Annotated in this window: 25 protein-coding genes and 1 tRNA gene (1 of these 26 running past the window's edge); 19 read left to right on the top strand and 7 right to left on the bottom strand. The window is 36.2% G+C overall.

Features of this window, described 5'->3' with window-relative positions:
* Nucleotides 1-37, top strand: a tRNA-Leu gene (locus HW271_RS07710) (it extends 47 nt beyond the left edge of the window).
* Nucleotides 38-107: 70 nt separating this feature from the next.
* Here HW271_RS07710 and HW271_RS07705 read toward each other — a convergent pair.
* The 6 genes from HW271_RS07705 to HW271_RS07680 all read right to left on the bottom strand — a co-directional run bounded on the left by HW271_RS07705 (nt 108) and on the right by HW271_RS07680 (nt 5,376).
* Complete coding sequence (locus tag HW271_RS07705) at nt 108-1,250, bottom strand: site-specific integrase (RefSeq protein ID WP_049478727.1); 1,143 nt, start codon at nt 1,248-1,250, stop codon at nt 108-110.
* Nucleotides 1,251-1,301: 51 nt separating this feature from the next.
* Entirely contained in the window at nt 1,302-1,640 is a 339-nt protein-coding gene (locus tag HW271_RS07700) for a DUF771 domain-containing protein (protein ID WP_049478726.1), read from the bottom strand.
* A gap of 63 nt (nt 1,641-1,703) precedes the next feature.
* A complete protein-coding gene (locus HW271_RS07695) occupies nt 1,704-3,032 on the bottom strand; it encodes a Rep family protein (RefSeq protein ID WP_178895515.1) in 1,329 nt (442 codons plus the stop codon).
* Between the two features lie 209 nt (nt 3,033-3,241).
* Nucleotides 3,242-3,661 carry a hypothetical protein gene (locus tag HW271_RS07690; protein WP_259274708.1) on the bottom strand — a complete coding sequence of 140 codons (420 nt, stop codon included), beginning with the start codon at nt 3,659-3,661 and terminating at the stop codon, nt 3,242-3,244.
* Between the two features lie 194 nt (nt 3,662-3,855).
* On the bottom strand, nt 3,856-5,016 hold the full coding sequence (locus HW271_RS07685; protein WP_178895514.1) for a cell division protein FtsK: 1,161 nt from the start codon (nt 5,014-5,016) through the stop codon (nt 3,856-3,858).
* Nucleotides 5,017-5,019: 3 nt separating this feature from the next.
* Nucleotides 5,020-5,376: a hypothetical protein gene (locus HW271_RS07680; protein ID WP_178895513.1), complete on the bottom strand. Its 357-nt coding sequence runs from the start codon at nt 5,374-5,376 to the stop codon at nt 5,020-5,022.
* Between the two features lie 166 nt (nt 5,377-5,542).
* On the opposite strand from HW271_RS07680, the gene HW271_RS07675 reads away from it, so the two are divergent.
* Entirely contained in the window at nt 5,543-6,376 is an 834-nt protein-coding gene (locus tag HW271_RS07675) for a hypothetical protein (protein ID WP_178895512.1), read from the top strand.
* A gap of 91 nt (nt 6,377-6,467) precedes the next feature.
* Here the strand turns inward: HW271_RS07675 and HW271_RS07670 are convergent, their stop codons facing one another.
* Nucleotides 6,468-6,797 (bottom strand): helix-turn-helix domain-containing protein, encoded by a 330-nt coding sequence (locus HW271_RS07670; RefSeq protein ID WP_049478720.1) that lies wholly within the window; start codon nt 6,795-6,797, stop codon nt 6,468-6,470.
* Nucleotides 6,798-6,948: 151 nt separating this feature from the next.
* On the opposite strand from HW271_RS07670, the gene HW271_RS07665 reads away from it, so the two are divergent.
* The 17 genes from HW271_RS07665 (at nt 6,949) to gltX (ending at nt 24,898) form a co-directional block, all read left to right on the top strand.
* Nucleotides 6,949-9,573: an SEC10/PgrA surface exclusion domain-containing protein gene (locus tag HW271_RS07665; protein WP_178895511.1), complete on the top strand. Its 2,625-nt coding sequence runs from the start codon at nt 6,949-6,951 to the stop codon at nt 9,571-9,573.
* 85 nt (nt 9,574-9,658) lie between these two features.
* Entirely contained in the window at nt 9,659-10,282 is a 624-nt protein-coding gene (locus tag HW271_RS07660) for a hypothetical protein (RefSeq protein ID WP_178895510.1), read from the top strand.
* A 582-nt stretch (nt 10,283-10,864) separates the two neighbouring features.
* The gene (nagA, locus tag HW271_RS07655) at nt 10,865-12,016 is read left to right on the top strand and encodes an N-acetylglucosamine-6-phosphate deacetylase (protein WP_178895509.1); all 1,152 of its coding nucleotides are present in this window, start codon (nt 10,865-10,867) and stop codon (nt 12,014-12,016) included.
* A gap of 166 nt (nt 12,017-12,182) precedes the next feature.
* Nucleotides 12,183-12,560 carry a DUF1033 family protein gene (locus tag HW271_RS07650; protein ID WP_178895508.1) on the top strand — a complete coding sequence of 126 codons (378 nt, stop codon included), beginning with the start codon at nt 12,183-12,185 and terminating at the stop codon, nt 12,558-12,560.
* A 52-nt stretch (nt 12,561-12,612) separates the two neighbouring features.
* Nucleotides 12,613-13,554, top strand: coding sequence for a competence type IV pilus ATPase ComGA (comGA, locus tag HW271_RS07645; protein WP_178895507.1), 942 nt, complete (start codon nt 12,613-12,615; stop codon nt 13,552-13,554).
* A complete protein-coding gene (gene comGB, locus HW271_RS07640) occupies nt 13,502-14,518 on the top strand; it encodes a competence type IV pilus assembly protein ComGB (RefSeq protein WP_178895665.1) in 1,017 nt (338 codons plus the stop codon). The genes comGA and comGB overlap by 53 nt, the downstream gene beginning before the upstream one ends.
* Nucleotides 14,519-14,842 (top strand): competence type IV pilus major pilin ComGC, encoded by a 324-nt coding sequence (comGC, locus tag HW271_RS07635; RefSeq protein ID WP_178895506.1) that lies wholly within the window; start codon nt 14,519-14,521, stop codon nt 14,840-14,842. It begins immediately after the preceding gene.
* Entirely contained in the window at nt 14,805-15,239 is a 435-nt protein-coding gene (gene comGD / locus HW271_RS07630; RefSeq protein ID WP_254730736.1) for a competence type IV pilus minor pilin ComGD, read from the top strand. Before comGC ends, comGD begins: the two co-directional genes overlap by 38 nt.
* Entirely contained in the window at nt 15,202-15,504 is a 303-nt protein-coding gene (gene comGE, locus HW271_RS07625) for a competence type IV pilus minor pilin ComGE (RefSeq protein ID WP_178895505.1), read from the top strand. The genes comGD and comGE overlap by 38 nt, the downstream gene beginning before the upstream one ends.
* Complete coding sequence (gene comGF / locus HW271_RS07620) at nt 15,467-15,928, top strand: competence type IV pilus minor pilin ComGF (RefSeq protein ID WP_178895504.1); 462 nt, start codon at nt 15,467-15,469, stop codon at nt 15,926-15,928. Before comGE ends, comGF begins: the two co-directional genes overlap by 38 nt.
* A complete protein-coding gene (comGG, locus tag HW271_RS07615; protein WP_178895503.1) occupies nt 15,906-16,343 on the top strand; it encodes a competence type IV pilus minor pilin ComGG in 438 nt (145 codons plus the stop codon). The genes comGF and comGG overlap by 23 nt, the downstream gene beginning before the upstream one ends.
* A 99-nt stretch (nt 16,344-16,442) precedes the next feature.
* On the top strand, nt 16,443-17,144 hold the full coding sequence (locus HW271_RS07610; RefSeq protein WP_178895502.1) for a histidine phosphatase family protein: 702 nt from the start codon (nt 16,443-16,445) through the stop codon (nt 17,142-17,144).
* 189 nt (nt 17,145-17,333) lie between these two features.
* Nucleotides 17,334-19,040, top strand: a complete 1,707-nt coding sequence (locus HW271_RS07605; RefSeq protein ID WP_178895501.1) for an ABC transporter ATP-binding protein — start codon at nt 17,334-17,336, stop codon at nt 19,038-19,040.
* Between the two features lies 1 nt (nt 19,041).
* Nucleotides 19,042-20,808, top strand: a complete 1,767-nt coding sequence (locus tag HW271_RS07600; protein WP_178895500.1) for an ABC transporter ATP-binding protein — start codon at nt 19,042-19,044, stop codon at nt 20,806-20,808.
* Nucleotides 20,809-21,097: 289 nt separating this feature from the next.
* Nucleotides 21,098-21,787: a gamma-glutamyl-gamma-aminobutyrate hydrolase family protein gene (locus HW271_RS07595; RefSeq protein ID WP_016466883.1), complete on the top strand. Its 690-nt coding sequence runs from the start codon at nt 21,098-21,100 to the stop codon at nt 21,785-21,787.
* 170 nt (nt 21,788-21,957) lie between these two features.
* A complete protein-coding gene (locus HW271_RS07590) occupies nt 21,958-23,307 on the top strand; it encodes a glucose-6-phosphate isomerase (protein WP_061564458.1) in 1,350 nt (449 codons plus the stop codon).
* Between the two features lie 130 nt (nt 23,308-23,437).
* Nucleotides 23,438-24,898, top strand: a complete 1,461-nt coding sequence (gene gltX / locus HW271_RS07585; protein ID WP_178895499.1) for a glutamate--tRNA ligase — start codon at nt 23,438-23,440, stop codon at nt 24,896-24,898.
* The last annotated feature ends 163 nt before the right edge of the window (nt 24,899-25,061 follow it).

The following is a 25,061-nucleotide window of genomic DNA, read 5'->3' as shown; positions in this document are numbered from 1 at the left end:
CCGCAAGGACGTGCCGGTTCGACCCCGGCCGCCGGTATAAAATAGCATTAAGAAACGTTGATAATTCAGCGTTTCTTTTTGATTTGGTCAACTTCTGGTCAGTGATTCTATTTTTTAACTAGACTCGTCAAAACTGCACGAACTTTGTTATTTTCAATATCAGCTTTTTCTTTTATAAGATGTCCATAAGTTTCAGTTATTTGTTTAATATCTCGATGCCCCATTAACTTTGACACTGCCCAAATATCAACACCCATTGCTAACATTGTTGAACAATACGTGTGTCTCAGACCTGTACTTGTCATATTTTGAGGATGAATTTTTAAGGTCTTTAAAATTTGCTTTAAATGCTTGTTCACTCCTGCATTTGTTACAACATTATACTTCAAATCAAAAAAAATCATATTTTCATTATTTGTAATCATCCCATTTTCAATGAATACAGTTTGTTCTTGTTTTAATTTTTTTAAAATTGTTAACGTAGCATTATCAATTGGAATTGTACGGATTGACTCTTCTGTTTTAGCGTTTGCCCACCGTTTTCTTGCTGTATCATATCGTTGATAAGTTTTGATTTCTGAATTTTCCCACAAGATACAATCCCATGTAAGACCTGCAACCTCTCCTGCACGCATTCCGGTTTTCAGTTGAATCAATAGTAAATACGGTACTATGGAAGTTGCTAAATCAAGATTATTTTCTAAATATGTTACTAATTTTTGATAATCTTCAAAGCTATGAATGTATTTTTCATCTTTTCGCTTCTTTGGAGGTCGTCCTGAAAGAATTACACCCTCAGTAAAATCTTCTATATTAAGTTTATCTCGTTTTGCAAACACAATCACGTTTCTAATTTCCGCATTCATTCTACTAACATTATCACGACAATTTGTTTCAGCGTACTTATTTATAAAAGCCTGATATTCACTCGCTTTGATTTTTAAGGCTGGTTTGTCTTTAAAATATTCCTTGATAAACTTACCACGCAATAAATGTTTATTAAATGTAGCCTCTGCTTTTCCAAGTGGTTTTACAGTCAATTCTAACCACTTTTCCCATAGAGTATAGAATGGAATGTTTTTATCAATTATTGCTCCGTTAATCAATTTGAGTTCAAGTGCGAGTGCTTCAATTTCTGCTTCCCTTTTTGTCTTAAATCCTGAATTTGAAGCAACTACCTTTTTATTTTTATCAAAAATTCTATAATCCCATAAATTCTTTTTTCCTCGTTTTCTGTATGAAACTGACATGATTACCTCTTTCTAAAAGACGATAATCAAGATATTATCTTGATTATCGTATCATAAACTAAAAATTTCTGCAAAATTTTCTTCAAAAAATTGTTTCGTTTTGCTAGCTAAGAAGTAGTACCGTCCACCCTGATTATTTGGATATTTCACAAAACCATCCTTGTTTTTATCAATATCAATTTTTGAGCGAATATCTGCACGATAGAGAACATTTTCTAATAACCACGGTCGAGATACTGAAATCATCTCTAAAACCTCGGATAAGCTCATATATTTCCCATCTGAAGCTTGTGTTTTTAAGTTGAGATATTCTTCTTTTTCAACAATGATATGTGTGGCAGGTAACTTTACTTCTAAATTGTCTATTTTGATTAAAATCTTATCTGTCATATAAATTTTTCTCTTTCTATGATAAAATAGAAGCAGAAATAGTATTAATTATTTCTACTAGTTTTAGTTATCGCTACCCTTGCTTTGGTCGGTTAGGTTTGTAGCGATAACTTTTCTTTTATTATCAATATTATTTTCTTTATTAATTTTTTCTAATATATCTGAAGCAATTTTTCGAAATTCTTCTTCATTTTTAACGCTACTTAGTGTATACGTTTGTATTTTTTTGAATTCTTTTTTCGCCTTTTCTTTTAAATCCCGATTTGCATTGTAGTACCATAATTCAATATTAATTCCTTTATTTTTATCATCATGAACCATTTTAATTACAAATCTAATTCTTCGCATTAGCTGATGATATTCTTTATTTTTCTTACCAAACCACGAATCACACCAATCCCAATAAGTATCTGAATTTGTGATAATTGTTAAATCATTAATGATATACGCATCTTTAAACCGTGAACTTAGTTGAGTTGCTGAATCTGGTTCTAGTATCTGAAATAACTCTCGAAAAGTCATACCACAACTTGCATCTAATTCATTGATTACAATTGTTTTTTCTCCTTTATAACCTGAACCTAAATCAAATCTTTTTTTATTTATTGATGGGGTATGTGCTCCTAACCTATCATGTTCTTCTGCAAGTAAACGTGCTAGATATGATTTTCCTGTTCCCCCTTCAGCTTGAATATAAATACCTGTATGATTCCGTTCCCCTTTGCTCATTCGAATAAACTCCTTCTGAATAAATTCTTGTCTGTTCTCCTCAAATTGTCTTTTATTTGAATTCCACGCTTTCTGTGCTATACGTTGAGTGAATTGCTCAAACAATTGTTGTTTTGCTTCAGTTGTAAGTAGGCCTTCTTCTGAGATTAGATAGCTTAATTCTAAACAATAATCGTCTATTTCTAGACCATTGTCAGCTTTTTCTTTGCTGTGATTTTTGATTTTTCCCATGATATCATTGATATAGTTTGCATTTTCTGATGAAATAACGTCTGCGACTTCGTAGGGGAATTTATGTTCTTCCATGTTACGTTCGTTGCGATGTGTAAGATATCGGCATGCTTTTATCGAACTACGAACAAATTCTAAATTTTGTTTTCTTGAAATTGATAGAGCCTTCAATACTGATGAGTAAGTATGAGCGTGTTTGAAATCAATATAAAAATGAGCATGTAATGGTTTTGAACTGCCGTCATCTTTCAAATCCTTATCGTGAAAAATAATATGATACCTATCTTCTTCATTTTTACAATAATCATGAATACGTTGAATAACTGATTCACGAAAATCTTTTTCAGTTAATTTTGAATTTGCATTGTGTTCATATTCATATGAAATTTGACCGAAAAATTTTCTTTTTCTATCATTTTGATTAATTTTCATAAAAATCCTTTCTGATTTTGACACAAAATGAATAATTTGTGTTTATTTGTGTTGTTGTGATATGGTTTGGATGAGGACGCACAGACGGAGAAAACTGTGCGTCCTCATCCAAATAAACATCATATTTTCTTGACACATCACAACATAAAAATCTTATTCATTAGACGTGAATTGTTTAAAACTTATTGTGCTGGTGTACTTGCTTACCTTCAGTAGCAGTACACCGCACCTTTATTTTTTTTTCTAGCAGTTGTTGAGATAAATGTTCTACCATTTTCTAATCTAATGAAATCATTAAATAAATATCTATTATCTAACTGATTTAATTCTCTTTTTGCCTGCGCCAACAATTCTTCCATAATATTATAACTTTCACAATTATCTGGTAAAGTCCATTTTGCAATAGCCCCTTTCTCATAGTAATCAACAGTTAATGTCAACAGAGAACGATTTGCTTTTTTAATAATCATTTGTTTTCTATTTAAAATCGAAGCGAGTTCGTTAAATGTTGTATCTACATTTGTCTGACTTAGAAAGCGTCTAATTTTCCATGTTGCGATATATGATTTCATGCTATTATTGAAAGAATCACGTTCTACAATACGAAAAATTAAATCAATTATAATCATGTAAATAAAAATGCAAAATTCTAACAGTAAAATGAAACGCAAGCTTATAATATAAACTAAAAAATAAAAGATAGTATCTAGATGAATTTGAAAAATTAAGAAAGTAGATATACGTTCTAAAATAAAGAAAATCAATAAAGTGAACATGATGAAATTAAGAATATTGTACCTATTGAAATAATGTTTCATAAAATTTATTCCTTTCTATTATATGTATATGTGGGTGTTAGCAGTGGCATAATATGTGTCCTGTGTTCGCTATCTGTATACTTGATAATTCCTGTACCAATTCCAGCGGGTATTACAATATTTTCTACGTTGAAATTTGGTAACAAAAATTGGCAAGTATTTGCATTTATTTCACCCAAGATAAAAATACAATTGATTTGTTCACGTACTGCTGTATTACCTCCAAAAGCATTTGCATCAAAACGTTGACTTAATAGGATAAGACTCACATTTGTCTGTCTGCCCAATAGAGCAATCGTTCCTAATAATTGAGCAAAGGTTTCTCTTGCTTGTTTCGAACTACCTTGTACCAATGCCAATAGTTCATCAATAACAATATAGATGCGTTCAAAACTTTTATCTGGTTGTTTTAATAATATTTCTTGCCGTTCGTATATTTTGTTTATGATACGACCAAGTAATTCATTAATTTCTGTAATAAAACTATTTAAGTTAGAGCCTTTTTGAGGTGAGAAAACTTCAAGTTGAAGTTCTTTAGCTAATAAATAGATATCTGATAATTTAGGGTCAATACAAACGATTTGATTTGTAATTGATTTTAAACAATAAATGAGATATTGAACAAAATGAGTTTTTCCAGAACCGCTGGAGCCACTTATTGCAACATGAACAACTTTTGTCATATCAATTGCAATATTTTTCGACATGATAGGAATATGCTTTTCTGATACTTTTTCTTTAATAAAAGTTTGTAAATTACCTATTTTTAAGCGATTTGGAACCCCATCAATCCAAGGGAAGAAGAATGCTCGTGCTTGGTTTTCATTTTTTGTATCATATGAAACGAAATAAGCATTATTTTGAGCTAATAAGGTCTTGAAAGGATATAAAATACCAGAACAAATTGCATATAGTTCAAAGTATAATTTAGCATCAATTGAGTACGATACCGGCAAGTTAGGTATAAATAAGAACCCTTTATCGTTGCTTAGAACCTTGATGTCAAATGAATTTAGATAGGATGATTCATCATTAATATTAAGCGCATTATTCAAATTTCTTAGAATGAATTGAGCTAATTCGTATTTATTATTGCCAAACTCAACTACATCAGCAGAAGTTGCTGATGTAGCATGACTTTGACTTTTATTCATTAGAAAAGCCATCAGTTATTTTCCTTTCTTGATACTTGATGCTCTGAAAAAAAGCTGTCCGTATTTATTTTCAAATGCTTCTAACCCTTCAAATTCAACAACATCTCCGATATCAATCTTAGATAGGACTGGTTTATCTTCAGGTAAAAACTTGACTTTGAAAGGATTGTGATTGTCAGTTGCAACGTAGACTTGATAACTTTGAATGTTATCCGTACGTTTCATTTTTTCTTTACCATTAACAAATTCCCCAGTTTTCTCAAATTCGAATTGAATTTCTAGTTGTTTACCAGCTAACTTCACAACTTCATCTGAAAGAGCTTGTTCCGCGAGGCTAGCACTGTAGCCGTTAGTTTTTTTAAAAAATGCCATAATAGGCCTCCTTTGTTAAATTATTTTTGATAGCTATCGACTATCATGAATCTATTATAATTATAATTATTGGGTTTGAATTGGCTGTTTTTCTATATAAAAAATTTGAAAAACCACCCAAGATTATGTTATACTAATATTACAAACTAAAGAAAAGAGGAACTATATGAAAATTGATGAAGAAATTTATAGAATGATTAGTCAACGTGTGAAATATAGAAAAAAAGATAAAAAGTTACAAAATATTGATATTTTGTTAAGTGACCCAAATGTTGTTAGTAATATTGTCAATAATAAAAGATATAAAAAAAATCCGTATCTTTTGACACCGGCTTTTGCTTTTGAAATTGTTAAAAATTTGAAGTTTACAGATTCATATACTTTAATTTGGGGAAATAAAATGGAACGTGAATCTTACTTTGGGATGTTATTTTTTACAGGTATGAATTATCTTTTAAAGAAAGAAACAAGGTTAATAGAAAAATCTTTGAGTTACTATGTTCCTTACGCATATGATTTGGCTATCAGAGAATTGGAAAATAGATATGGTAATGGAATTAGCTTATTATTTCCAAACTTTGAGATTGAAAAAGGTAATGAAAAAAGTTTATTAGCTATGCAACTTTTATACAATCATTATAAGGAAGAGTTTTTTGAAAGACATGCTAATTATTTTAGTGATTTGTATACTACAAAATTAGATAAAAAAATTACTAATTTTTTTGAAACCGAACTATTAGATATGATTTCAAACGGTACACTATTTAATAGAGGAAAAGAATTTTTTAATTTAATTTTACAAAATTTATCATTGACTGCTGAAATGAACATTGATTCATTACCTGGTGTTGATTCTAAATTTCATCCGCAACTTGATTTTTCTAAATCAGTAGATACATTTATAAAATCTATAATTCATTATCAAGAACAATTGGAAGGAGAAATAGTTTTAACGGATAGTTTAAATAGGTGGACTGTTGATTTGATGAATATAAAATAAAAACGCATAGCTCTAGCATGTTCGTCTAGAATTATGCGTTTTTTAAACTAAATTATAGTTTAATTAGAAGTAAATAAAATTCATTAAATTATCATTTTACATTATTAAGAATTGTATGGAATGCAGAAAGTATTTCTTTTTGTTTACTATCAGGTAAATTTTTTATATTCGTAATTAATTCAACAATCTCAGGATTTTCATCTTTTTTTGTAATATCAAAGAAAGATGAAATATCACATTCAAGGGCATTCATAACTTTTTCAAGGGTATTAATTGTTATATTTGTTTCTAGATGTTCAAGTTTGTAAACATAGTTTGTTCCAAGGTCTGCTCTTTCTTCAATTTGTTCTTGTGTAAATCCTTTTTTCAACCTTAAAAGGCGAATTCGTTTTCCTATATATTTTCTTAATGATTGTTTCATGTAATACCTCTCGAACTTAATACTACAGTTTTTTTACTACATATTTTAGTTCTTAAAAGATTGCTTATGACTTTACAAGGTTGGTTAAGTGCGGTATAATTAGAGAAAAAACAACTATATATAGTTGTTAATGTTAATTTTTGGAGATGTTATGTCAAAAAATACTATTAAAACCCTAACAACTACAGCAGTTATTGGGCTTGCATCAGCTGGTGTGCCTGCGTTTGCTCAAGAAGCCAACTCTGATGTAGCTACGGCAACAAGCGTAAATGAACCAGCTCTTGTTGAAAAGCAAACTATTGAAAAATCATCAGACGTAAAACCAGCTCTTGATGCTCAAAAGAAAGTTGTAGAAAAAACTAAAGAACAACTTACTGACGCACAAACTAAAGCTCATGAAGCTAACAAACAAGTGTCTAACGCTCAAACAGCTGTAGATAAAGCTACTGAAGATGTTAAACACGCTGAAGAAGTTGCTTCTAAAGCTACGCCTCAAAACATTGAAGCTAATAAAGCGGACCAAAAAGCTAATCTTGCTGACCAAGAAGCTAACGCTAAAGAAACAGCTACTGCTGATGCAAACATCGCAACTCAAAATGAATCTGTAACTAAAGCTCAAACTGAAGTGTCTAGCGCTGAACAAGAACTAAAAGATGCTAACGCTGATGTTTCTGCTAAACAAGCTCAAGTTCAATCTGCTAAAGACGCAATTTCAGGAACTGGACTTGCTCAAGCTGAAGATAAACTTGATGAAGCTAAAGCTGAAACTAAGGGTGCTGAAAAGAATGTCACTCTTGCAGACACAGCATTGACTGATGCTAATAAAGCTGATCAAAAACGTCAAGAAGCTATTGATACAGCTCAAGCAGACGTTGACGCTAAAACAACTTCAGTTAACGAAGCTAAAGGAAAACTTGCTTCAGCTACTACAAAAGCTAATGATGCTACATCAAAACTTTCTCAAGCTAAAGATAAATTTAATGAAGCTACTAAAGCTCTAGATAGCATTGATATCGTCAAAATTCCAGATTTGACTCAATTCAAGAAAGCTATTGCTTCAGGTAGCGATGAATTAATGACTAGCACTGGTGCTACTATCTGGGAAAATTCAAAATCAGAATCTTTAATCTCAGAAAGCTCTAAAAATGAACCTGTTGACCTTGATAACTTGACAGATGCACAAAAAGAAGAAATTTCTCATTTGTACATTCAAGGATTGAAGGAAATCCGTGAACAATTAAAAGATAACGGTAAATATTCAGTTGCATCAAAAGAAAATACAGGTACAACAAAAGAAGCTATTGCACTTGCTACTGAAAGAGCTAAAGCTTACACAGAACGTGGTCAAAGTCCAGTAACTCACGGTCACATTGGTCTAGGTGTTGAAAACCTTGCAGGCTTAGGTCCAAAAGAATACTTCACATCAATGTATGACTTGAAGAAAGCCGTTGTTGACTCTCTACTTCATACATCATTCGGTGATGCCCCATCAAAATGGGGACACTTGAAAGCTAACCTTGACTTTGCATCAAGAGCAAAAGTTGGTCTTGATGTTACAAACATCAATGGTTATTACTGGTTGGTAATTGCTTTCAGTGATAAAGGTAAAGACCTTGTAAATCCAAAAGATGCTGAAGCTATTCAAAAAGCTTATGACGTTGCTAAAGCTGAAAAAGATACAGCTCAAACGGCTTCAGAAAAAGCAAATGACGCTCTTAAACAAGCATCTGCTGACTATGCAAGTGCGCTAGAACTTAAGACTTCAGCTGAAAAGACATTGGCTGACGCTACTGCTACACCAATTCAAACAACTGTTGCTGAAAACAACTTGCGTCTTGCAAAACTTGCTCTTGACAGCGCACAAAAACGTCAAGCTGAAGCTCAAAAAGCAGTTGATAACTTCTCAGCTGACCTTGCTTCTAAGAAACAAGCTCTTGATGATGCTAAATCAGCTCTTGAATCAGCTAAACGTGTTCAAGAACAAAAAGTTCAAGCTCTTTCTGATTCAAAAACTGAACTTACAAAACAAGAATCAAAACTTGAAGCTCTTAAAACTCAAAAAGCTAAATTAATTGAGGAAAAAGACCGCTTGGTTAAAGAAGCTAAAGCTCTTGCTGAAGAATTAAAAGGTTATGTTGAAGCACCAATTAATTTAGCTAAAGCTAAAGATAAATTAGCTGAAAAACAAAACGCTCTTAAAGATGCTGAAACTAAAGCTCAAAGTGCTAAAAATCTTGTTGAAGTAATCACTTCAACACTTGAAGCTGAACAAACTAAACTTGACGAAATTCAAACAAAATATGAAAAACTTCAAGATTTAGAAGAAAAAGCTAAAGATAACGTCATCGCAACATTACCTGACGGAACAATTGTTGCTGTACCTAAAGGGACACCAGTTTCTGAAGAGCGTCCTGAAATTGATATTAAAGCACTAAAAGAAGCTATTGCATCAGGTAAAGATATTGAAATTATTGACGGAAAAGTTATTGTACGTGCTACAAAACCAATTAGTGTTGAACATCCAAAAACGAGCAATGATAAATCAAAGCAGGCGTACACAAGTGATAAAAATGTGACTATTGACAACAAAGGAAATGTTGTCGTAAATGGTCAAACATACACAAGTAAGCAACAAGCATTAAGTAAGCCGATTTATTCACGAGTAGAACGCGCAAAATCATTGCCAAATACAGGCGAGTCGTCGAGTGTTGCAATGTTGGTACTCGGTGCAATTCTTGGAGCATTTGGACTTGTAACGGTACGTAGAAAGAACTAGAAAAATAAAAATCTTCTTATTTTATAATAGGAAGATTTTTGTTAAAATATATACTATAAGATAGAAAAAATATGAGGGTTAAAAAATGAGAACTCCTAAGAGATATACTGATTTAATTAAGAATAAAAAAATAACAAATCAAATTATTGCAGAATGTATATATTCTGTTAATAAAAGAGCAAAAAACTATCGAGATAAAATAGAAGATTCTAATCAAGCTGGGTTCTACAAATACAAAGAAATTAATAATGAAAAAGCAAAGGAACAAAAAGAAAAATACTATAGTATGAAAGAAGATTTATTATTAAACTTCAGCCCAAAATTGGTTCATAAACAGTATGTAGGGGAGAAAAGACAACGAGTCTATAGTTATCAAAAAAATTATGAAAAACTATATAATGAAAAAAGAAATGATATTGTTTGGGAAAATAGTTACTATGACTACGATAGAAATAAGGAAGTTGACTTTTTTGATTATAGCTTAGGTGAGAAAAAATATTTATATTTCTTGTATTATGAAATCGGTGAATATAGTTTTCATACCCCAATTACAGAAGAAAGGGCAGAAAAAAATACTCAATTAGAAATCAAAGAAATAGATGAGAATTTTCAAACTCATGGAGCTGATATAGTAGATTTACTTTCAACTCAGTTTGTTCAAAAAGTAATAGACTTGTTAGATAGTGGAGATTATACAATCATAGAATAATTAAAAAATCTTCTTACATATGTAGGAAGATTTTTTGGATTCTCAAAACTAGTTTAAAAGACTGCGCTATTTAAACTAATTTTAAGAATGGAAATTGGACTATACCGATTGCGCCGAATACGGTATCGAACAATGTATCAAAAATTGTGATTATTAAATTTTCAACTTAGAAATTATAGTAAAAACTAAAAATTTATTTGGTCAACCATTGGTCAATTTCCTTAATTTCAATACTAACTAGCGTGTGATAATATCTTGATTTAATCGCTTTTTTGTTATTTATTTGAACTTATTTTAACGCTAGTTTGTTGGCCGCCGGTATAGTAATAACGACAAGGTTTTCGAGCCTTGTCTTTTTATTTTTTCTTCCAATTTTTTCTCTCAGAGTTACTTAAAATTACTATTTTTTTAAATAATTATTTTTATCTAGTAAACATTTTTTACTTTATTTTTACTAAATCTTCAATTATTTCACATTATTTTTAACTATGATAGGTCTATACCATTTACAAATTACTTATAAAGGTTTATAATGTAATTGACATAATAAATATTAGAAAATTGTATACGGAGGTTATCATTATGCCTAAATATATTAAAGCTGATCAATTTTTCTATCCTCATGGTGTTCGTCGCGGTGGTTACTTAGAACTTATTGATGGGAAATTTGGTAAGCATGTAGATCAAGTAGCTGAAGGTGCTGAAATTATTGACTATAGTGGTTATAGTATTGCACCTGGTCTTGTGGATACTCATATTCATGGTTTTGGTGGTGTCGATGTTATGGACAATAATATTGAAGGTACGCTTCATACTATGAGTGAAGGGCTTCTTAGTACTGGTGTTACAAGCTTTTTGCCAACAACTTTGACCTCTTCATATGAGCAGTTATTAGCAGTAACTGAGAATATTGGGGCTCGTTACCAAGAAGCTACTGGTGCTAAGATTCGTGGTATTTATTTTGAAGGTCCTTATTTTACTGAAAAGTATAAGGGAGCTCAAAATCCAGCTTACATGAAGGATCCTCGAATGGATGAGTTTCGTGCTTGGCAGAAGGCTGCTAATGGCCTTCTTAATAAGATTGCGCTTGCTCCAGAACGTGAAGGTGTAGAAGACTTTGTTCGTACTATTACTGGAGAAGGTGTAACGGTTGCTCTTGGTCACTCTAATGCAACATTTGATGAAGCTAAAAAAGCTGTTGATGCTGGAGCAAGTGTATGGGTACATGCTTATAACGGTATGCGTGGTTTGACTCATCGTGAACTTGGGATGGTTGGTGCCATGTATGAATTGCCTCATACTTACGCAGAGTTGATTTGCGATGGTCATCATGTGGATCCTAAAGCTTGTGATATTCTTCTTAAACAAAAAGGTACTGAAAATATTGCTCTTATTACAGACTGTATGACAGCTGGTGGTTTACAAGATGGTGACTATATGTTGGGAGAATTCCCAGTTGTGGTTGCAAATGGGACTGCTCGTCTTAAATCTACAGGGAACTTGGCAGGTTCTATTCTCAAACTTAAAGACGGTTTGAAAAATGTTGTTGAATGGGGTATTGCAAATCCTCATGAAGCAGTCATGATGGCCAGTCTCAACCCAGCAAAATCAGTTCACATTGATGATGTATGTGGACAAATCCGTGAAGGTTACGATGCTGACTTTATCGTTCTTGATAAAGATTTGGAATTGGTAGCAACTTATCTTGATGGGGAAAAACGTTATCAAGCTTAGAAACATAAAGCAGTGACTAGTTTTAGTTGCTGCTTTTTCGTTAGCTGCATTTTATTGTGTGACTTGATTAAAGAGAAAGTCCTTAAGGTAGTTACTGAAAACGAGCAAATTTCTTTCTTTGTACTTAAAATTTCGCTATAATAGACGATACAAAGGAAATGAAACTATGTATCGAGTTATAGAAATGTACGGGGATTTTGAACCTTGGTGGTTCATAGAAGGATGGGAAGAAGACGTCATTAGTAGTAAGAAATTCGAAAACTACTATGATGCCTTGAAGTATTATAAATCTTGCTGGTTTGAACTGGAAAAGAAAATTCCACTATATAAAAGTCGTGGGGACTTGATGACTATATTTTGGAATCCAGAGGATAAACGTTGGTGCGAGGAATGTGACGAATTTCTGCAACAATATCATTCACTGGCTTTGCTAGAAGATGGTCAAGTCATCCCAGACGAAAAATTCCGACCAGGTTATGAGAAACAAACTGGTATAGAAAGCCACAGAACTTGTCGTATCAAAAAAGATGGAACAACTTTTTAATGAAGTTGTTCTTTTTTTGTATTTTCTTCGAATAATTAACTGAGGAGGGAATATGGTACAAGCACTTGCACAAGAATTGATTAGTTTCGCAAAAAAGGATGGAGCTCAGGATATCTATTTTATTCCCAAGGATAAGGTCTATGAGTTGCATATGCGAATAGGAGATGAAAGGCGTTTGATTAATAGCTATGACTTTGAAAAGTTGGGAGCAGTTATTAGTCACTTTAAATTTGTTGCGGGGATGAATGTTGGAGAAAAGCGTCGTAGTCAGCTTGGGTCCTGTGATTATCAGCATGATGGCAAGGTTACTTCACTACGCTTATCGACGGTAGGAGATTATCGTGGTCATGAGAGTTTAGTTATTCGCCTTTTGCACGATGAAGAACAAGAGTTGCGCTTCTGGTTTCAAGGCCTTAAGGAACTGGGAAAGGGCTTTAGGCAACGCGGTCTTTATCTTTTTGCAGGCCCTGTAGGAAGTGGGAAAACTACCTTAATGCATGAATTAGCTAAGTCATTATTCAAGGGACAGCAGGTTATGTCTATTGAAGACCCAGTTGAGATTAAGCAAGAAGAGATGCTGCAATTACAACTTAATGAAGCTATTGGACTGAGCTATGAAAACTTGATAAAACTTTCTTTGCGCCACCGTCCAGATCTTTTAATCATTGGAGAAATCCGGGATAGCGAAACGGCTCGTGCTGTTGTAAGAGCGAGCTTAACGGGAGCTACAGTGTTTTCGACCATTCATGCAAAGAGTATTCGTGGGGTCTATGAGCGTCTTTTAGAACTTGGTGTCAGTGAAGATGAACTCGCAGTTGTTTTACAAGGTGTTTGCTACCAGAGACTAATCGGGGGAGGAGGAATTATTGATTTTGCAAACCAAAATTATTCAGAACACCAGGCAGAAAAATGGAATGAGCACATGGATCAGCTTCTTAAAGATGGACATATCACTGCCCTTCAAGCTGAAACGGAGAAAATTAGCTACCAGTAAGCAGAAGAAAATCATCACTCTCTTTAACAATTTGTTTTCGAGTGGTTTTCACTTGGTAGAAATCATTTCCTTTCTTGATAGAAGTCATTTGTTGGAGAAGGAATATGTTTCACAGATGCGCCTAGGACTATCGAAAGGAAAATCTTTCTCGGAAATGATGGGGAATTTAGGTTTTTCGAGTGCGATTGTCACGCAACTTTCTTTGGCTGAAGTTCATGGAAATCTCCATTTGAGTTTGGGGAAAATTGAAGAATATTTGGATAATCTTGCTAAGGTGAAGAAGAAGTTAATTGAAGTTGCGACCTATCCACTTATTCTGCTAGCTTTCTTACTGCTCATTATGTTGGGTTTGCGAAATTATCTCTTGCCCCAACTGGATAGTAGTAACATAGCTACCTTAGTGATTAGCAAGCTACCACATATTTTTCTTGGACTTACTCTAGTAGTAGCACTCGCATTTTTAACAGGATTGATTTTCTACAGAAAATCTAGGAAGATACAAGTCTTTTCTTTTCTAGCTAGAATTCCTTTTATCGGTGTGTTTATTCAGTATTATCTGACGGCCTATTATGCTAGAGAATGGGGAAATATGATTGGACAAGGATTAGAATTGTCACAGATTTTCCAGATGATGCAGGAGCAGGGAAATCCACTTTTTAATGAAATTAGTTTGGATTTATCTCAGTCATTACAAAATGGTCATGAATTTTCTAAAGTTGTTCAAGATTATCCCTTCTTTAGAAGAGAGTTGGGATTAATCATTGAATATGGAGAGGTCAAATCCAAGTTGGGAAGTGAATTGGAAATCTATGCGGAAAAAACGTGGGAATCATTCTTTACCCGAGTTAATAGGACTATGAACTTAGTTCAACCACTGGTCTTTATTTTTGTAGCCCTACTAATCGTTTTATTGTACGCAGCCATGTTGCTGCCAATGTATCAAAATATGGAGGTAAATTTTTAGATGAAAAAAATGTTGATGAAATTTAAAAAAGCTCAGGTTAAAGCTTTCACACTAGTCGAAATGTTGGTGGTGTTGCTTATCATTAGTGTCCTACTCTTACTGTTTGTGCCAAACCTAACTAAGCAAAAGGATGCAGTGAATGACAAGGGGAAAGCAGCTGTCGTCAAGGTGGTAGAAAGCCAGGCAGAACTCTATAGTCTGGATAAAAATGAAGATGCCAGTCTAAGCAAATTACAGGCAGATGGACGTATCACTGCTGAGCAGGCAAAAGCCTACAAAGAATACCATGCAAAACAAAATACAAATCAAACAGTTGCGGATTAAGGCTTTTACCATGTTAGAAAGTCTATTGGTATTAGGGATTGTTAGTCTGTTAGTCGTGGGCTTGTCGAGTTCAGTTCAGTCGACTTTTGAGACTGTAGAGGAGCAGATTTTCTTTATGGAGTTTGAGGAACTTTATCGGGAAACGCAGAAGCGAAGTCTGGCTAGTCAGCAAAAGATCAACTTAATGTTAGAAGAGAGAAGTATTGGAAATGGCTATCATAAATTAACCATCCCTAAAGGAATTCAACTACAGTCCAATCAGTCAATTTCCTTTGACAAGTCTGGTGGGAATTCGTCTCTGGCCAGCGTGAGATTTCAAACAAGGAAAGAAGTGGTTCGATACCAACTATATCTAGGAAATGGAAAGATTAAACGTATTCAAGAAGCAAAAAATTAAGGCGGTTATTTTACTGGAAGCAGTGATTTCACTAGCTATTTTTGCCAGTATAGCAACTCTCTTACTAGGACAAATTCAAGAAAGTAGAAAAAGAGAAGTAGAACTTCTAAAACAGGAAGAAGTTTTGCGAGTGGCTCGTATGGCTTTGCAGACTGGACAAAAGGAGTTGACTGTCAATGGCCTTACGGTTCATGTTGTCTCGAATGAGCGAGGTTTGGAGGTATACCATGGAACGGAGAAATTACTGGCGATTCAAGACAAGTAGGGTCAGAGCTTTTACACTATTAGAATCCTTGGTTTCCCTTATCGTTATTAGTGGTAGCTTACTCCTCTTTCAAGCTATGAGTCAGCTCTTGGTTTCAGAGGTTCGCTACCAGCAGAGAAGTGAGCAAAAAGAATGGCTTTTATTTGTGGATCAGCTGGAAGCAGAGCTGAATCGAACCCAATTTGAAAAAGTGGAGAATGATAGGCTTTACCTCAAACAGGAAGGCAAACCCATTTCCATTGGGAAATCAAGGTCAAATGATTTCCGGAAAACAGATGCTAGTGGACGTGGTTATCAACCCATGGTTTATGGCCTTAAATCAACGCATATTTACCAAAAAGGGCAAAATGTTCATTTCAATTTTCAGTTTGAAAAGGGACTAGAGAGGGAATTTATCTATCGTGTTGAAAAAGAAGAAAGTTAGAGCTGGAGTTCTCCTTTACGCTATTACTATTGCTGGAATTTTTAGTCTCTTATTGCAGTTTTATCTGAATCGACAAGTGGCTCATCATCAGGATTATGCCCTTAATAAAGAAAAGCTTCTTGCATTTGCAATGGCTAAAAGAACTTATGAAAAAGCTAATTCTGAAAGTGGAGTCCAGTCATTTGATGTCGGAAAAGCAACTTATCATACTGATGAAAAAGGCTTTTTAACGATAGTTACTAGTGGCAAAAATCAATTTGAATTTCGTTTTTCACCTTTGGAGAAAACTGAAGATAAGACTAAAAAGACAGAAAATAAGTCCAAAGAAGGAAATGAGGAGAAAAAAGAAGAAGGGGGCAAAAAAGAAACTGCAAAGTCTTCTGAAGTTACTCCTTCAAAGAAAGATACGGAATAGCTTGGATTTTTGCTTCAATTGTGAGGTTGAAGGCCAGTGAGTTAGGACGAGGTTTTTGTCTGAAATCATGCTATAATAGATACATATGGAGGATGGAATATGTCAAGTGTAAAATTGTATCTAGTACGTCATGGGAAAACAATGTTTAATACGATTGGTCGTGCTCAAGGTTGGAGTGATACTCCCCTAACAGCTGATGGAGAACGAGGCATTCATGAATTGGGGATTGGTTTGCGGGAGTCAGGTTTAACCTTTGAACGTGCTTATTCAAGCGATTCTGGGCGGACCATTCAGACAATGGGAATTATCCTTGAAGAACTTGGTTTGACAGGGCAAATTCCTTATCGCATGGATAAGCGAATTCGTGAATGGTGCTTTGGTAGTTTTGATGGTGCTTATGATGGGGACTTATTTATGGGGATTATTCCTCGTATCTTTAATGTCGATCATGTGCATCGTTTGTCCTATGCTGAGCTGGCTGAAGGTCTGGTAGAAGTGGATACAGCAGGCTGGGCTGAAGGCTGGGAAAAACTAAGTGGTCGTATCTGGGAAGGTTTTGAAGCCATTGCCAAGGAAATGGAAGCTAATGGGGGAGGAAATGCTCTGGTAGTTAGCCATGGAATGACAATCGGAACCATTGTCTATCTTATCAACGGCATGCATCCGCATGGTCTTGATAATGGAAGTGTGACGATTCTCGAGTACCAAGATGGTCAGTTCTCAGTTGAGATTGTTGGGGACTGTAGCTACCGTGAAATTGGACGAGTTAAGCTAGACGAGCAAGATAGTTCAGAACAATAAAATTCAGCACTAAATTTAGAAGAATTTTTAAAGGATTGATAGAATGCTGATGTCGTCATTGCACAAGCTTGCGAGAGCTGAGTGCTTTGACAATAGCATTCTTTTTTGTTAGAATAGCATCAACATGAAAGCATAAGAAGGGACTGACAGAGCTGTCGTTCCCTTTTGTCTATCTTATAAGGGGGAAATATGCTGTTTCAGAAAATAAAAGCCTATAAATGGCAGGCTCTGGCTTCCTTAATTATGACAGGTCTAATGGTAACGAGTTCACTCCTGCAACCACGTTATTTGCAGGAAGTTTTAGAGGCCTTGCTAGCAGGAGATAATGAAGCTATTTACAATATCGGTTTTTGGTTAATCCTGGTTGCCTTGATTGGTCTAGTCGCAGGTGGAATTAATGTTGTATTAGCAGCCTACATTGCTCAGGGAGTTTCGTCAGACTTACGGGAAGATGCCTTTCGTAAGATTCAAACTTTTTCATACGCTAATATTGAGAAATTTAATGCAGGGAACCTTGTTGTGCGTATGACCAACGATATCAATCAGATTCAAAACGTCGTTATGATGACCTTCCAAATCCTCTTTCGACTACCGATTTTATTTATTGGTTCCTTTATATTAGCCGTTGTCACTCTACCTTCGTTGTGGTGGGTGCTGGTTCTTATGGTCGTTTTGATCGTCGCCATGACAGGTCTTATGATGGGGATGATGGGACCGCGCTTTGCAAAATTCCAGACCTTATTGGAGCGTATCAATGCCATTGCCAAAGAAAATTTACGTGGTGTGCGCGTGGTTAAGTCTTTTGTTCGAGAAAAAGACCAGTTTGCTAAGTTTACGCAGGTATCCGATGAATTACTGGGTGAAAACCTTTATATCGGCTACGCCTTTTCTATCGTTCAACCTGTAATGATGATGATTTCATACGGGGCTGTCTTTCTTTCAATCTGGCTTGTAGCAGGTATGGCAGAGTCAGATCCGTCAGTAGTTGGTTCCATTGCTTCCTTTGTAAACTACCTGAGTCAGATTATCTTTACCATCGTCATGGTTGGATTTTTGGGGAACTCAGTTACTCGTGCCATGATTTCCCTTCGTCGTATTCGTGAAATCCTTGATACAGAACCAGCTATGACTTTCAATGATGTGGAAGATGAAGAATTGGAAGGAAGTCTCAGTTTTGAAAATGTGACCTTTACCTATCCAAATGATGAAGAACCTATCCTAAAGAATGTATCCTTCGATATCGCAGCTGGTGAAATGGTTGGGGTTGTCGGAGCAACTGGTGCAGGGAAATCAACCTTGGCTCAGTTGATTCCACGATTATTTGATCCTCAGCAAGGTTCGATCAAGATTGGTGGAAAGGACATTCGGACAGTTAGTGAAGGGACGCTTCGTAAGACAGTTTCTATCGTCCTACAAAAAGCCATTCTCTTTAGTGGAACCATTGCAGATAATCTCAGACAAGGTAAGGGAGATGCGACAGTTTCAGAAATGGAACGCGCAGCTCGCATCGCCCAGGCCAGTGAATTTATTAGTCGTATGGACTTAGCCTTTGAAAGTCCGGTTGAAGAACGTGGGACCAACTTTTCTGGTGGACAAAAACAAAGAATGTCCATTGCGCGTGGGATTGTCAGCAATCCTAAGATATTGATTTTCGATGATTCAACCTCTGCCCTTGATGCCAAATCAGAACGTTTGGTCCAAGAAGCCCTCAACAAGGATTTGAAGGGGACGACTACGATTATCATCGCACAAAAAATTAGTTCTGTTGTTCATGCTGATAAAATTTTAGTGCTTGACCAAGGTCGCTTGATTGGTCAAGGTAAGCATGCTGACTTGGTTGCAACGAATCCAGTTTATCGTGAAATTTACGAGACGCAAAAAGGAAAGGAGGAGTAGGATGAAGACATTTGAATTCTTTTGGAACTATTTTAAAGTTTATAAGATATCCTTCGTCGTTGTTATTGCTATGATTATCATTGCAACGATAGCACAAGCCCTCTTTCCAGTTTTTGCAGGTCAAACAGTCACAGAACTGGCTAATTTGGTTATAGCTTATCAAGATGGAAATCCTGACATGGTTTGGCAAAGTCTCTTGGGACTCCTTGTCAATCTTGCCTATATTTTGATAGTTTTAGTAGTGTCTAGTCTCATCTATATGGTCTTGATGAGCCGCATTATTGCTGAATCGACAAATGAGATGCGTAAGGGACTTTTTGGCAAGCTTTCTCGCTTGACCGTTTCCTTCTTTGACCGCCATCAAGATGGTGATATCCTGTCACGTTTCACCAGTGACTTGGATAATATCCTCCAGGCTTTCAACGAAAGTCTAGTGTCTGTTATGACCAACATTGCTCTTTATATTGGCTTGCTGATTGTCATGTTTGCAAAAAATATCACCTTGGCTTTGATTACGATTGCCAGCACTCCGATAGCTGTCATCATGTTGATTGTCATTTTGAAATTGGCAAGAAAATATACCAACCTCCAACAAAAGGAAGTTGGGAAGCTCAATGCTTATATGGATGAGAGTATCTCTGGACAAAAAGCAGTTATCGTTCAAGGTATCCAAGAAGATGTGATTGCTGGTTTTGTTGAGCAAAATGAACGGGTTCGAAAAGCCACTTTTAAGGGAAGAATGTTCTCAGGAATTCTCTTTCCTGTCATGAACGGGATGAGTTTGGTCAACACAGCAGTAGTTATTTTTGTAGGATCAGCTGTCTTACTGAATGATAAGAACATCGAGACAGCAACTGCTCTGGGTTTGATTGTCATGTTTACCCAGTTTTCTCAGCAGTATTACCAGCCCATTATCCAATTAGCGGCGAGCTGGGGAAGTTTGCAACTGGCCTTTACAGGTGCAGACCGTATCCAAGAAATGTTTGATGCAGAAGAAGAAATTCGTCCTAAAGATGCTCCAGTCTTTAACGAATTAAAAGATGGTGTGGAGATTCGTAACGTAGACTTCTCCTATCTCCCAGGGAAACCGATTCTGAAAGATGTTAGCATTTCAGCTCCAAAAGGAAAAATGATTGCGGTTGTTGGTCCGACAGGTTCAGGGAAAACAACCATCATGAACCTCATCAATCGTTTTTATGATGTGGATGCTGGTAGTATCAGCTTTGATGGAACAGATATCCGCGAGTTTGATTTAGATAGTTTGCGAAGTAAGGTAGGAATTGTCTTACAGGATTCTGTTTTGTTTAGCGGAACTATTCGGGACAATATTCGTTTTGGTGTCCCAGATGCCAGTCAGGAAATGGTTGAAGCAGCTGCTAAAGCTACACATATCCATGAATATATCGAAAGTCTACCAGATAAGTACGATACATTGATTGATGATGACCAGAGTGTCTTCTCGACCGGTCAAAAGCAGTTGATTTCCATCGCCCGTACCTTGATGACAGATCCACAGGTCTTAATCTTGGATGAGGCAACATCAAACGTTGATACTGTAACAGAAAGTAAGATTCAAAATGCCATGGAGGCAATTGTAGCTGGAAGAACTAGTTTTGTAATTGCCCATCGCTTGAAAACCATTCTCAATGCCGATCAGATCATTGTCCTTAAGGATGGTGAAGTTATTGAGCAAGGAAACCATCACGAATTACTCAAGCTTGGAGGCTTTTACTCCGAACTGTACCATAATCAATTTGTCTTTGAATAATACTCTTCGAACATCAAATTCAAACCACGTCAGCATCCCCTTGTCGTATATGTGTTACTGACTTCGTCAGTTCTATCCACAACCTCAAAACTGTGTTTTGAGCAACCTGCGGCTAGCTTCCTAGTTTGCTCTTTGATTTTCATTGAGTATAAGCAAAAAAGTTGTCCTAATTTTGGGCAACTTTTTCTTATAAAAAAAATTTATCACGGACTTAAAAAATACATATTAGACAGGAGTGGGGAAGGATGATAAGATAAGATTATCAATAGAAGACGAAAGGAAATCAGTAATGGCAAGAACAGTTGTTGGAGTTGCAGCAAACCTATGTCCTGTGGACGCAGAAGGTAAAAATATTCATTCATCAGTCTCTTGTAAATTTGCTGAGAGTATTCGTCAGGTTGGTGGACTTCCTTTGGTGATTCCGGTAGGAGATGAGTCGGTGGTCCACGACTACGTAGAAATGATTGATAAGCTTATCTTGACTGGAGGACAAAATGTTCATCCTCAGTTTTATGGTGAAGAAAAAACGATTGATAGCGACGACTATAACCTGGCTCGTGATGAGTTCGAGTTGGCTCTTCTACAAGAGGCTCTACGTCAGAACAAACCAATCTTAGCCATTTGCCGTGGCGTTCAGCTTGTCAATGTTGCCTTTGGTGGCACACTCAATCAGGAGATTGAAGGTCACTGGCAAGGTCTACCTTTTGGGACTTCACATTCTATTGAGACAGTTGATGGCAGTGTAGTGTCTAAATTATTTGGTAAGGAAAGTCAAGTTAACTCAGTTCATCGTCAAAGTATTAAAGACTTGGCACCTAATTTCCGTGTAACGGCAGTAGATCCTCGCGACCAAACGATTGAAGCAATCGAATCTATCGACGAACACCGTATTATTGGTTTGCAGTGGCATCCAGAGTTTTTGGTTAATGAAGAAGATGGAAATTTAGAATTATTTGAGTATTTATTGAATGAATTGTAACGACTAGAAACCTAGTCGTTTTTTTGTTTTGCTTCTTCAAATTTTAATATTGTAACATTTTTTACGCAAACGTTTGAATTATGATAAAATTTGGAAAAATTCAGTATAAAAACTTGAAAAAATCCAAGGTAAGCGTTATGATAGAAAAGAAGAAATTTTGGAGGAATACTATGTCACATATTAAATTTGATTATTCAAAAGTATTAGACAAATTTGTTGCACCACATGAAGTGGAATACATGCAAGCACAAGTTACAGCAGCAGACGAATTGATCCGTAAAGGAACTGGTGCTGGTAGCGACTTCTTGGGTTGGTTGGACCTTCCTGAAAACTATGACCGCGAAGAATTTGACCGCATCTTGAAAGCTGCTGAACAAATCAAAGCAGACAGCGATGTTTTGGTCGTTATCGGTATTGGTGGATCATACCTTGGAGCGAAAGCTGCCATTGACTTCTTGAACCACCACTTTGCAAACTTGCAAACAAAAGAAGAACGCAAAGCTCCACAAATCCTTTATGCTGGAAACTCAATCTCATCTACTTACCTTGCTGACTTGGTAGAGTATGTTGCAGACAAAGACTTCTCAGTAAACGTGATTTCTAAATCAGGTACAACAACTGAACCAGCGATTGCTTTCCGTGTCTTTAAAGAACTCTTGGTGAAGAAATACGGACAAGAAGAAGCAAACAAACGGATCTATGCAACAACTGACCGCCAGAAAGGTGCTGTTAAGGTTGAAGCAGATGCTAACGGTTGGGAAACTTTTGTGGTTCCAGATGATATCGGTGGACGTTTCTCAGTATTGACAGCAGTTGGATTGCTTCCAATCGCTGCATCAGGTGCAGACATCAAAGCCCTTATGGAAGGTGCGAACGCAGCCCGTAAAGATTACACATCAGATAAACTTTCAGAAAACGAAGCATACCAATACGCAGCAGTTCGTAACATCCTTTACCGTAAAGGATATGCTACTGAAATCTTGGTAAACTACGAGCCATCACTTCAATACTTCTCAGAATGGTGGAAACAATTGGCTGGTGAGTCAGAAGGAAAAGACCAAAAAGGGATTTACCCAACTTCAGCTAACTTCTCAACAGACTTGCACTCATTGGGTCAATTTATCCAAGAAGGAACTCGTATCATGTTTGAAACAGTTGTCCGCGTTGACAAACCTCGTAAGAATGTGATCATCCCTACTTTGGAAGAAGACCTTGACGGACTTGGCTACCTCCAAGGAAAAGACGTTGATTTCGTTAACAAAAAAGCGACTGATGGTGTTCTTCTTGCCCACACTGACGGTGATGTACCAAATATGTACGTGACTCTTCCTGAGCAAGACGCCTTCACTCTTGGTTACACTATCTACTTCTTCGAATTGGCAATCGCCCTTTCAGGTTACTTGAATGCTATCAACCCATTTGACCAACCGGGTGTTGAGGCTTACAAACGCAACATGTTTGCCCTTCTTGGTAAACCAGGATTTGAAGAATTGAGCAAAGAACTTAATGCTCGTCTATAATTAAATAATAAAGAGTGGGCTTACCACTCTTTTTGCTATTTCTCGAAAAGAGAAATTGGACTATGGCAAGACTTGTGATATAATATAGAGAGCAAAAAGGCAGATGCCTAGAGACTTTACAGGAGAAACTATGTCAAAAGATATTCGTGTGCGTTATGCACCAAGTCCAACAGGACTACTACACATCGGAAATGCCCGTACAGCATTGTTTAACTACTTGTATGCACGCCACCATGGTGGAACTTTTATCATCCGTATTGAAGACACAGACCGCAAGCGTCACGTTGAAGACGGAGAACGTTCTCAGCTTGAAAACCTTCGTTGGTTGGGCATGGACTGGGATGAAAGTCCAGAGACTCATGAAAACTACCGCCAGTCTGAACGTTTGGAACTCTATCAAAAATACATTGACCAACTCTTGGCTGAAGGAAAAGCCTACAAATCTTACGTTACAGAAGAAGAGTTGGCGGCTGAGCGCGAACGCCAAGAAGCAGCTGGGGAAACACCTCGCTACATCAACGAATACCTTGGTATGAGCGAGGAAGAAAAAGCAGCTTACATTGCAGAACGTGAAGCAGCAGGAATCATCCCAACGGTTCGTTTGGCAGTCAATGAGTCTGGTATTTACAAATGGCATGATATGGTCAAAGGCGATATCGAGTTTGAAGGTGGCAATATCGGTGGAGACTGGGTTATCCAAAAGAAAGATGGCTACCCAACTTACAACTTTGCCGTTGTCATCGATGACCACGACATGCAAATCTCTCACGTCATTCGTGGAGACGACCACATTGCTAACACACCAAAACAGCTTATGGTTTATGAAGCACTCGGATGGGAAGCTCCAGAGTTCGGTCACATGACCTTGATTATCAACTCTGAAACAGGTAAGAAATTGTCTAAACGTGACACCAACACCCTTCAATTTATCGAAGATTACCGTAAGAAAGGTTACCTTCCAGAAGCAGTCTTTAATTTTATCGCTCTGCTTGGTTGGAATCCTGGTGGGGAAGACGAAATCTTCTCTCGCCAAGAACTCATTCAACTCTTTGATGAAAACCGTCTCAGCAAGTCTCCAGCAGCTTTCGACCAGAAGAAAATGGACTGGATGAGCAATGAGTATATCAAGAATGCGGATCTTGAGACTATCTTTGAAATGGCAAAACCATTCCTTGAAGAAGCAGGACGTTTGACAGACAAGGCTAAAAAATTGGTGGAGCTCTACAAACCACAAATGAAGTCAGTTGATGAAATCGTTCCATTGACGGACCTTTTCTTCTCAGACTTCCCAGAATTGACAGAAGCTGAGCGAGAAGTCATGGCTGGCGAAACTGTTCCGACTGTACTTGAGGCTTTCAAAGCGAAACTTGAAGCCATGTCAGACGATGAGTTTGTGGTAGAAAATATCTTCCCACAAATCAAAGCAGTTCAAAAGGAAACTGGTATCAAAGGGAAAAATCTCTTCATGCCAATCCGTATCGCCGTTTCAGGTGAAATGCATGGTCCTGAATTGCCAGATACCATCTACTTGCTTGGACGTGAAAAATCCATCCAACACATTGAGAAAACGTTGGCAGAAATTGTAAAATAGCATACAAAAAGAACTCAAATATTGAGTTCTTTTTGTATGCATACTTGTTTGAAAATGCAAAAATTTTAGTGTATAATATGAATTGACAGGGCAAGGAAATAAGTTGGTGAGATGGTATTGTTACAACTAGACTCGGCTTAGTCTAACATTATTCCTAATGTTG

Origin of the sequence: Streptococcus sp. oral taxon 061, assembly GCF_013394695.1 — a bacterium.
Lineage (GTDB): Bacteria > Bacillota > Bacilli > Lactobacillales > Streptococcaceae > Streptococcus.
This window is presented reverse-complemented; position numbering and strand designations above follow the sequence as displayed.

Excerpts from the sequence above, each read along its gene's own strand:
- HW271_RS07705 (WP_049478727.1), bottom strand. The coding sequence starts at position 1,250 with ATGTCAGTTTCATACAGAAAACGAGGAAAAAAGAATTTATGGGATTAT.
- HW271_RS07700 (WP_049478726.1), bottom strand. The coding sequence starts at position 1,640 with ATGACAGATAAGATTTTAATCAAAATAGACAATTTAGAAGTAAAGTTA.
- HW271_RS07695 (WP_178895515.1), bottom strand. The coding sequence starts at position 3,032 with ATGAAAATTAATCAAAATGATAGAAAAAGAAAATTTTTCGGTCAAATT.
- HW271_RS07690 (WP_259274708.1), bottom strand. The coding sequence starts at position 3,661 with ATGATTATAATTGATTTAATTTTTCGTATTGTAGAACGTGATTCTTTC.
- HW271_RS07685 (WP_178895514.1), bottom strand. The coding sequence starts at position 5,016 with ATGGCTTTTCTAATGAATAAAAGTCAAAGTCATGCTACATCAGCAACT.
- HW271_RS07680 (WP_178895513.1), bottom strand. The coding sequence starts at position 5,376 with ATGGCATTTTTTAAAAAAACTAACGGCTACAGTGCTAGCCTCGCGGAA.
- HW271_RS07675 (WP_178895512.1), top strand. The coding sequence starts at position 5,543 with ATGAAAATTGATGAAGAAATTTATAGAATGATTAGTCAACGTGTGAAA.
- HW271_RS07670 (WP_049478720.1), bottom strand. The coding sequence starts at position 6,797 with ATGAAACAATCATTAAGAAAATATATAGGAAAACGAATTCGCCTTTTA.
- HW271_RS07665 (WP_178895511.1), top strand. The coding sequence starts at position 6,949 with ATGTCAAAAAATACTATTAAAACCCTAACAACTACAGCAGTTATTGGG.
- HW271_RS07660 (WP_178895510.1), top strand. The coding sequence starts at position 9,659 with ATGAGAACTCCTAAGAGATATACTGATTTAATTAAGAATAAAAAAATA.
- nagA (WP_178895509.1), top strand. The coding sequence starts at position 10,865 with ATGCCTAAATATATTAAAGCTGATCAATTTTTCTATCCTCATGGTGTT.
- HW271_RS07650 (WP_178895508.1), top strand. The coding sequence starts at position 12,183 with ATGTATCGAGTTATAGAAATGTACGGGGATTTTGAACCTTGGTGGTTC.
- comGA (WP_178895507.1), top strand. The coding sequence starts at position 12,613 with ATGGTACAAGCACTTGCACAAGAATTGATTAGTTTCGCAAAAAAGGAT.
- comGB (WP_178895665.1), top strand. The coding sequence starts at position 13,502 with ATGGACATATCACTGCCCTTCAAGCTGAAACGGAGAAAATTAGCTACC.
- comGC (WP_178895506.1), top strand. The coding sequence starts at position 14,519 with ATGAAAAAAATGTTGATGAAATTTAAAAAAGCTCAGGTTAAAGCTTTC.
- comGD (WP_254730736.1), top strand. The coding sequence starts at position 14,805 with ATGCAAAACAAAATACAAATCAAACAGTTGCGGATTAAGGCTTTTACC.
- comGE (WP_178895505.1), top strand. The coding sequence starts at position 15,202 with ATGGAAAGATTAAACGTATTCAAGAAGCAAAAAATTAAGGCGGTTATT.
- comGF (WP_178895504.1), top strand. The coding sequence starts at position 15,467 with ATGGAACGGAGAAATTACTGGCGATTCAAGACAAGTAGGGTCAGAGCT.
- HW271_RS07610 (WP_178895502.1), top strand. The coding sequence starts at position 16,443 with ATGTCAAGTGTAAAATTGTATCTAGTACGTCATGGGAAAACAATGTTT.
- HW271_RS07605 (WP_178895501.1), top strand. The coding sequence starts at position 17,334 with ATGCTGTTTCAGAAAATAAAAGCCTATAAATGGCAGGCTCTGGCTTCC.
- HW271_RS07600 (WP_178895500.1), top strand. The coding sequence starts at position 19,042 with ATGAAGACATTTGAATTCTTTTGGAACTATTTTAAAGTTTATAAGATA.
- HW271_RS07595 (WP_016466883.1), top strand. The coding sequence starts at position 21,098 with ATGGCAAGAACAGTTGTTGGAGTTGCAGCAAACCTATGTCCTGTGGAC.
- HW271_RS07590 (WP_061564458.1), top strand. The coding sequence starts at position 21,958 with ATGTCACATATTAAATTTGATTATTCAAAAGTATTAGACAAATTTGTT.
- gltX (WP_178895499.1), top strand. The coding sequence starts at position 23,438 with ATGTCAAAAGATATTCGTGTGCGTTATGCACCAAGTCCAACAGGACTA.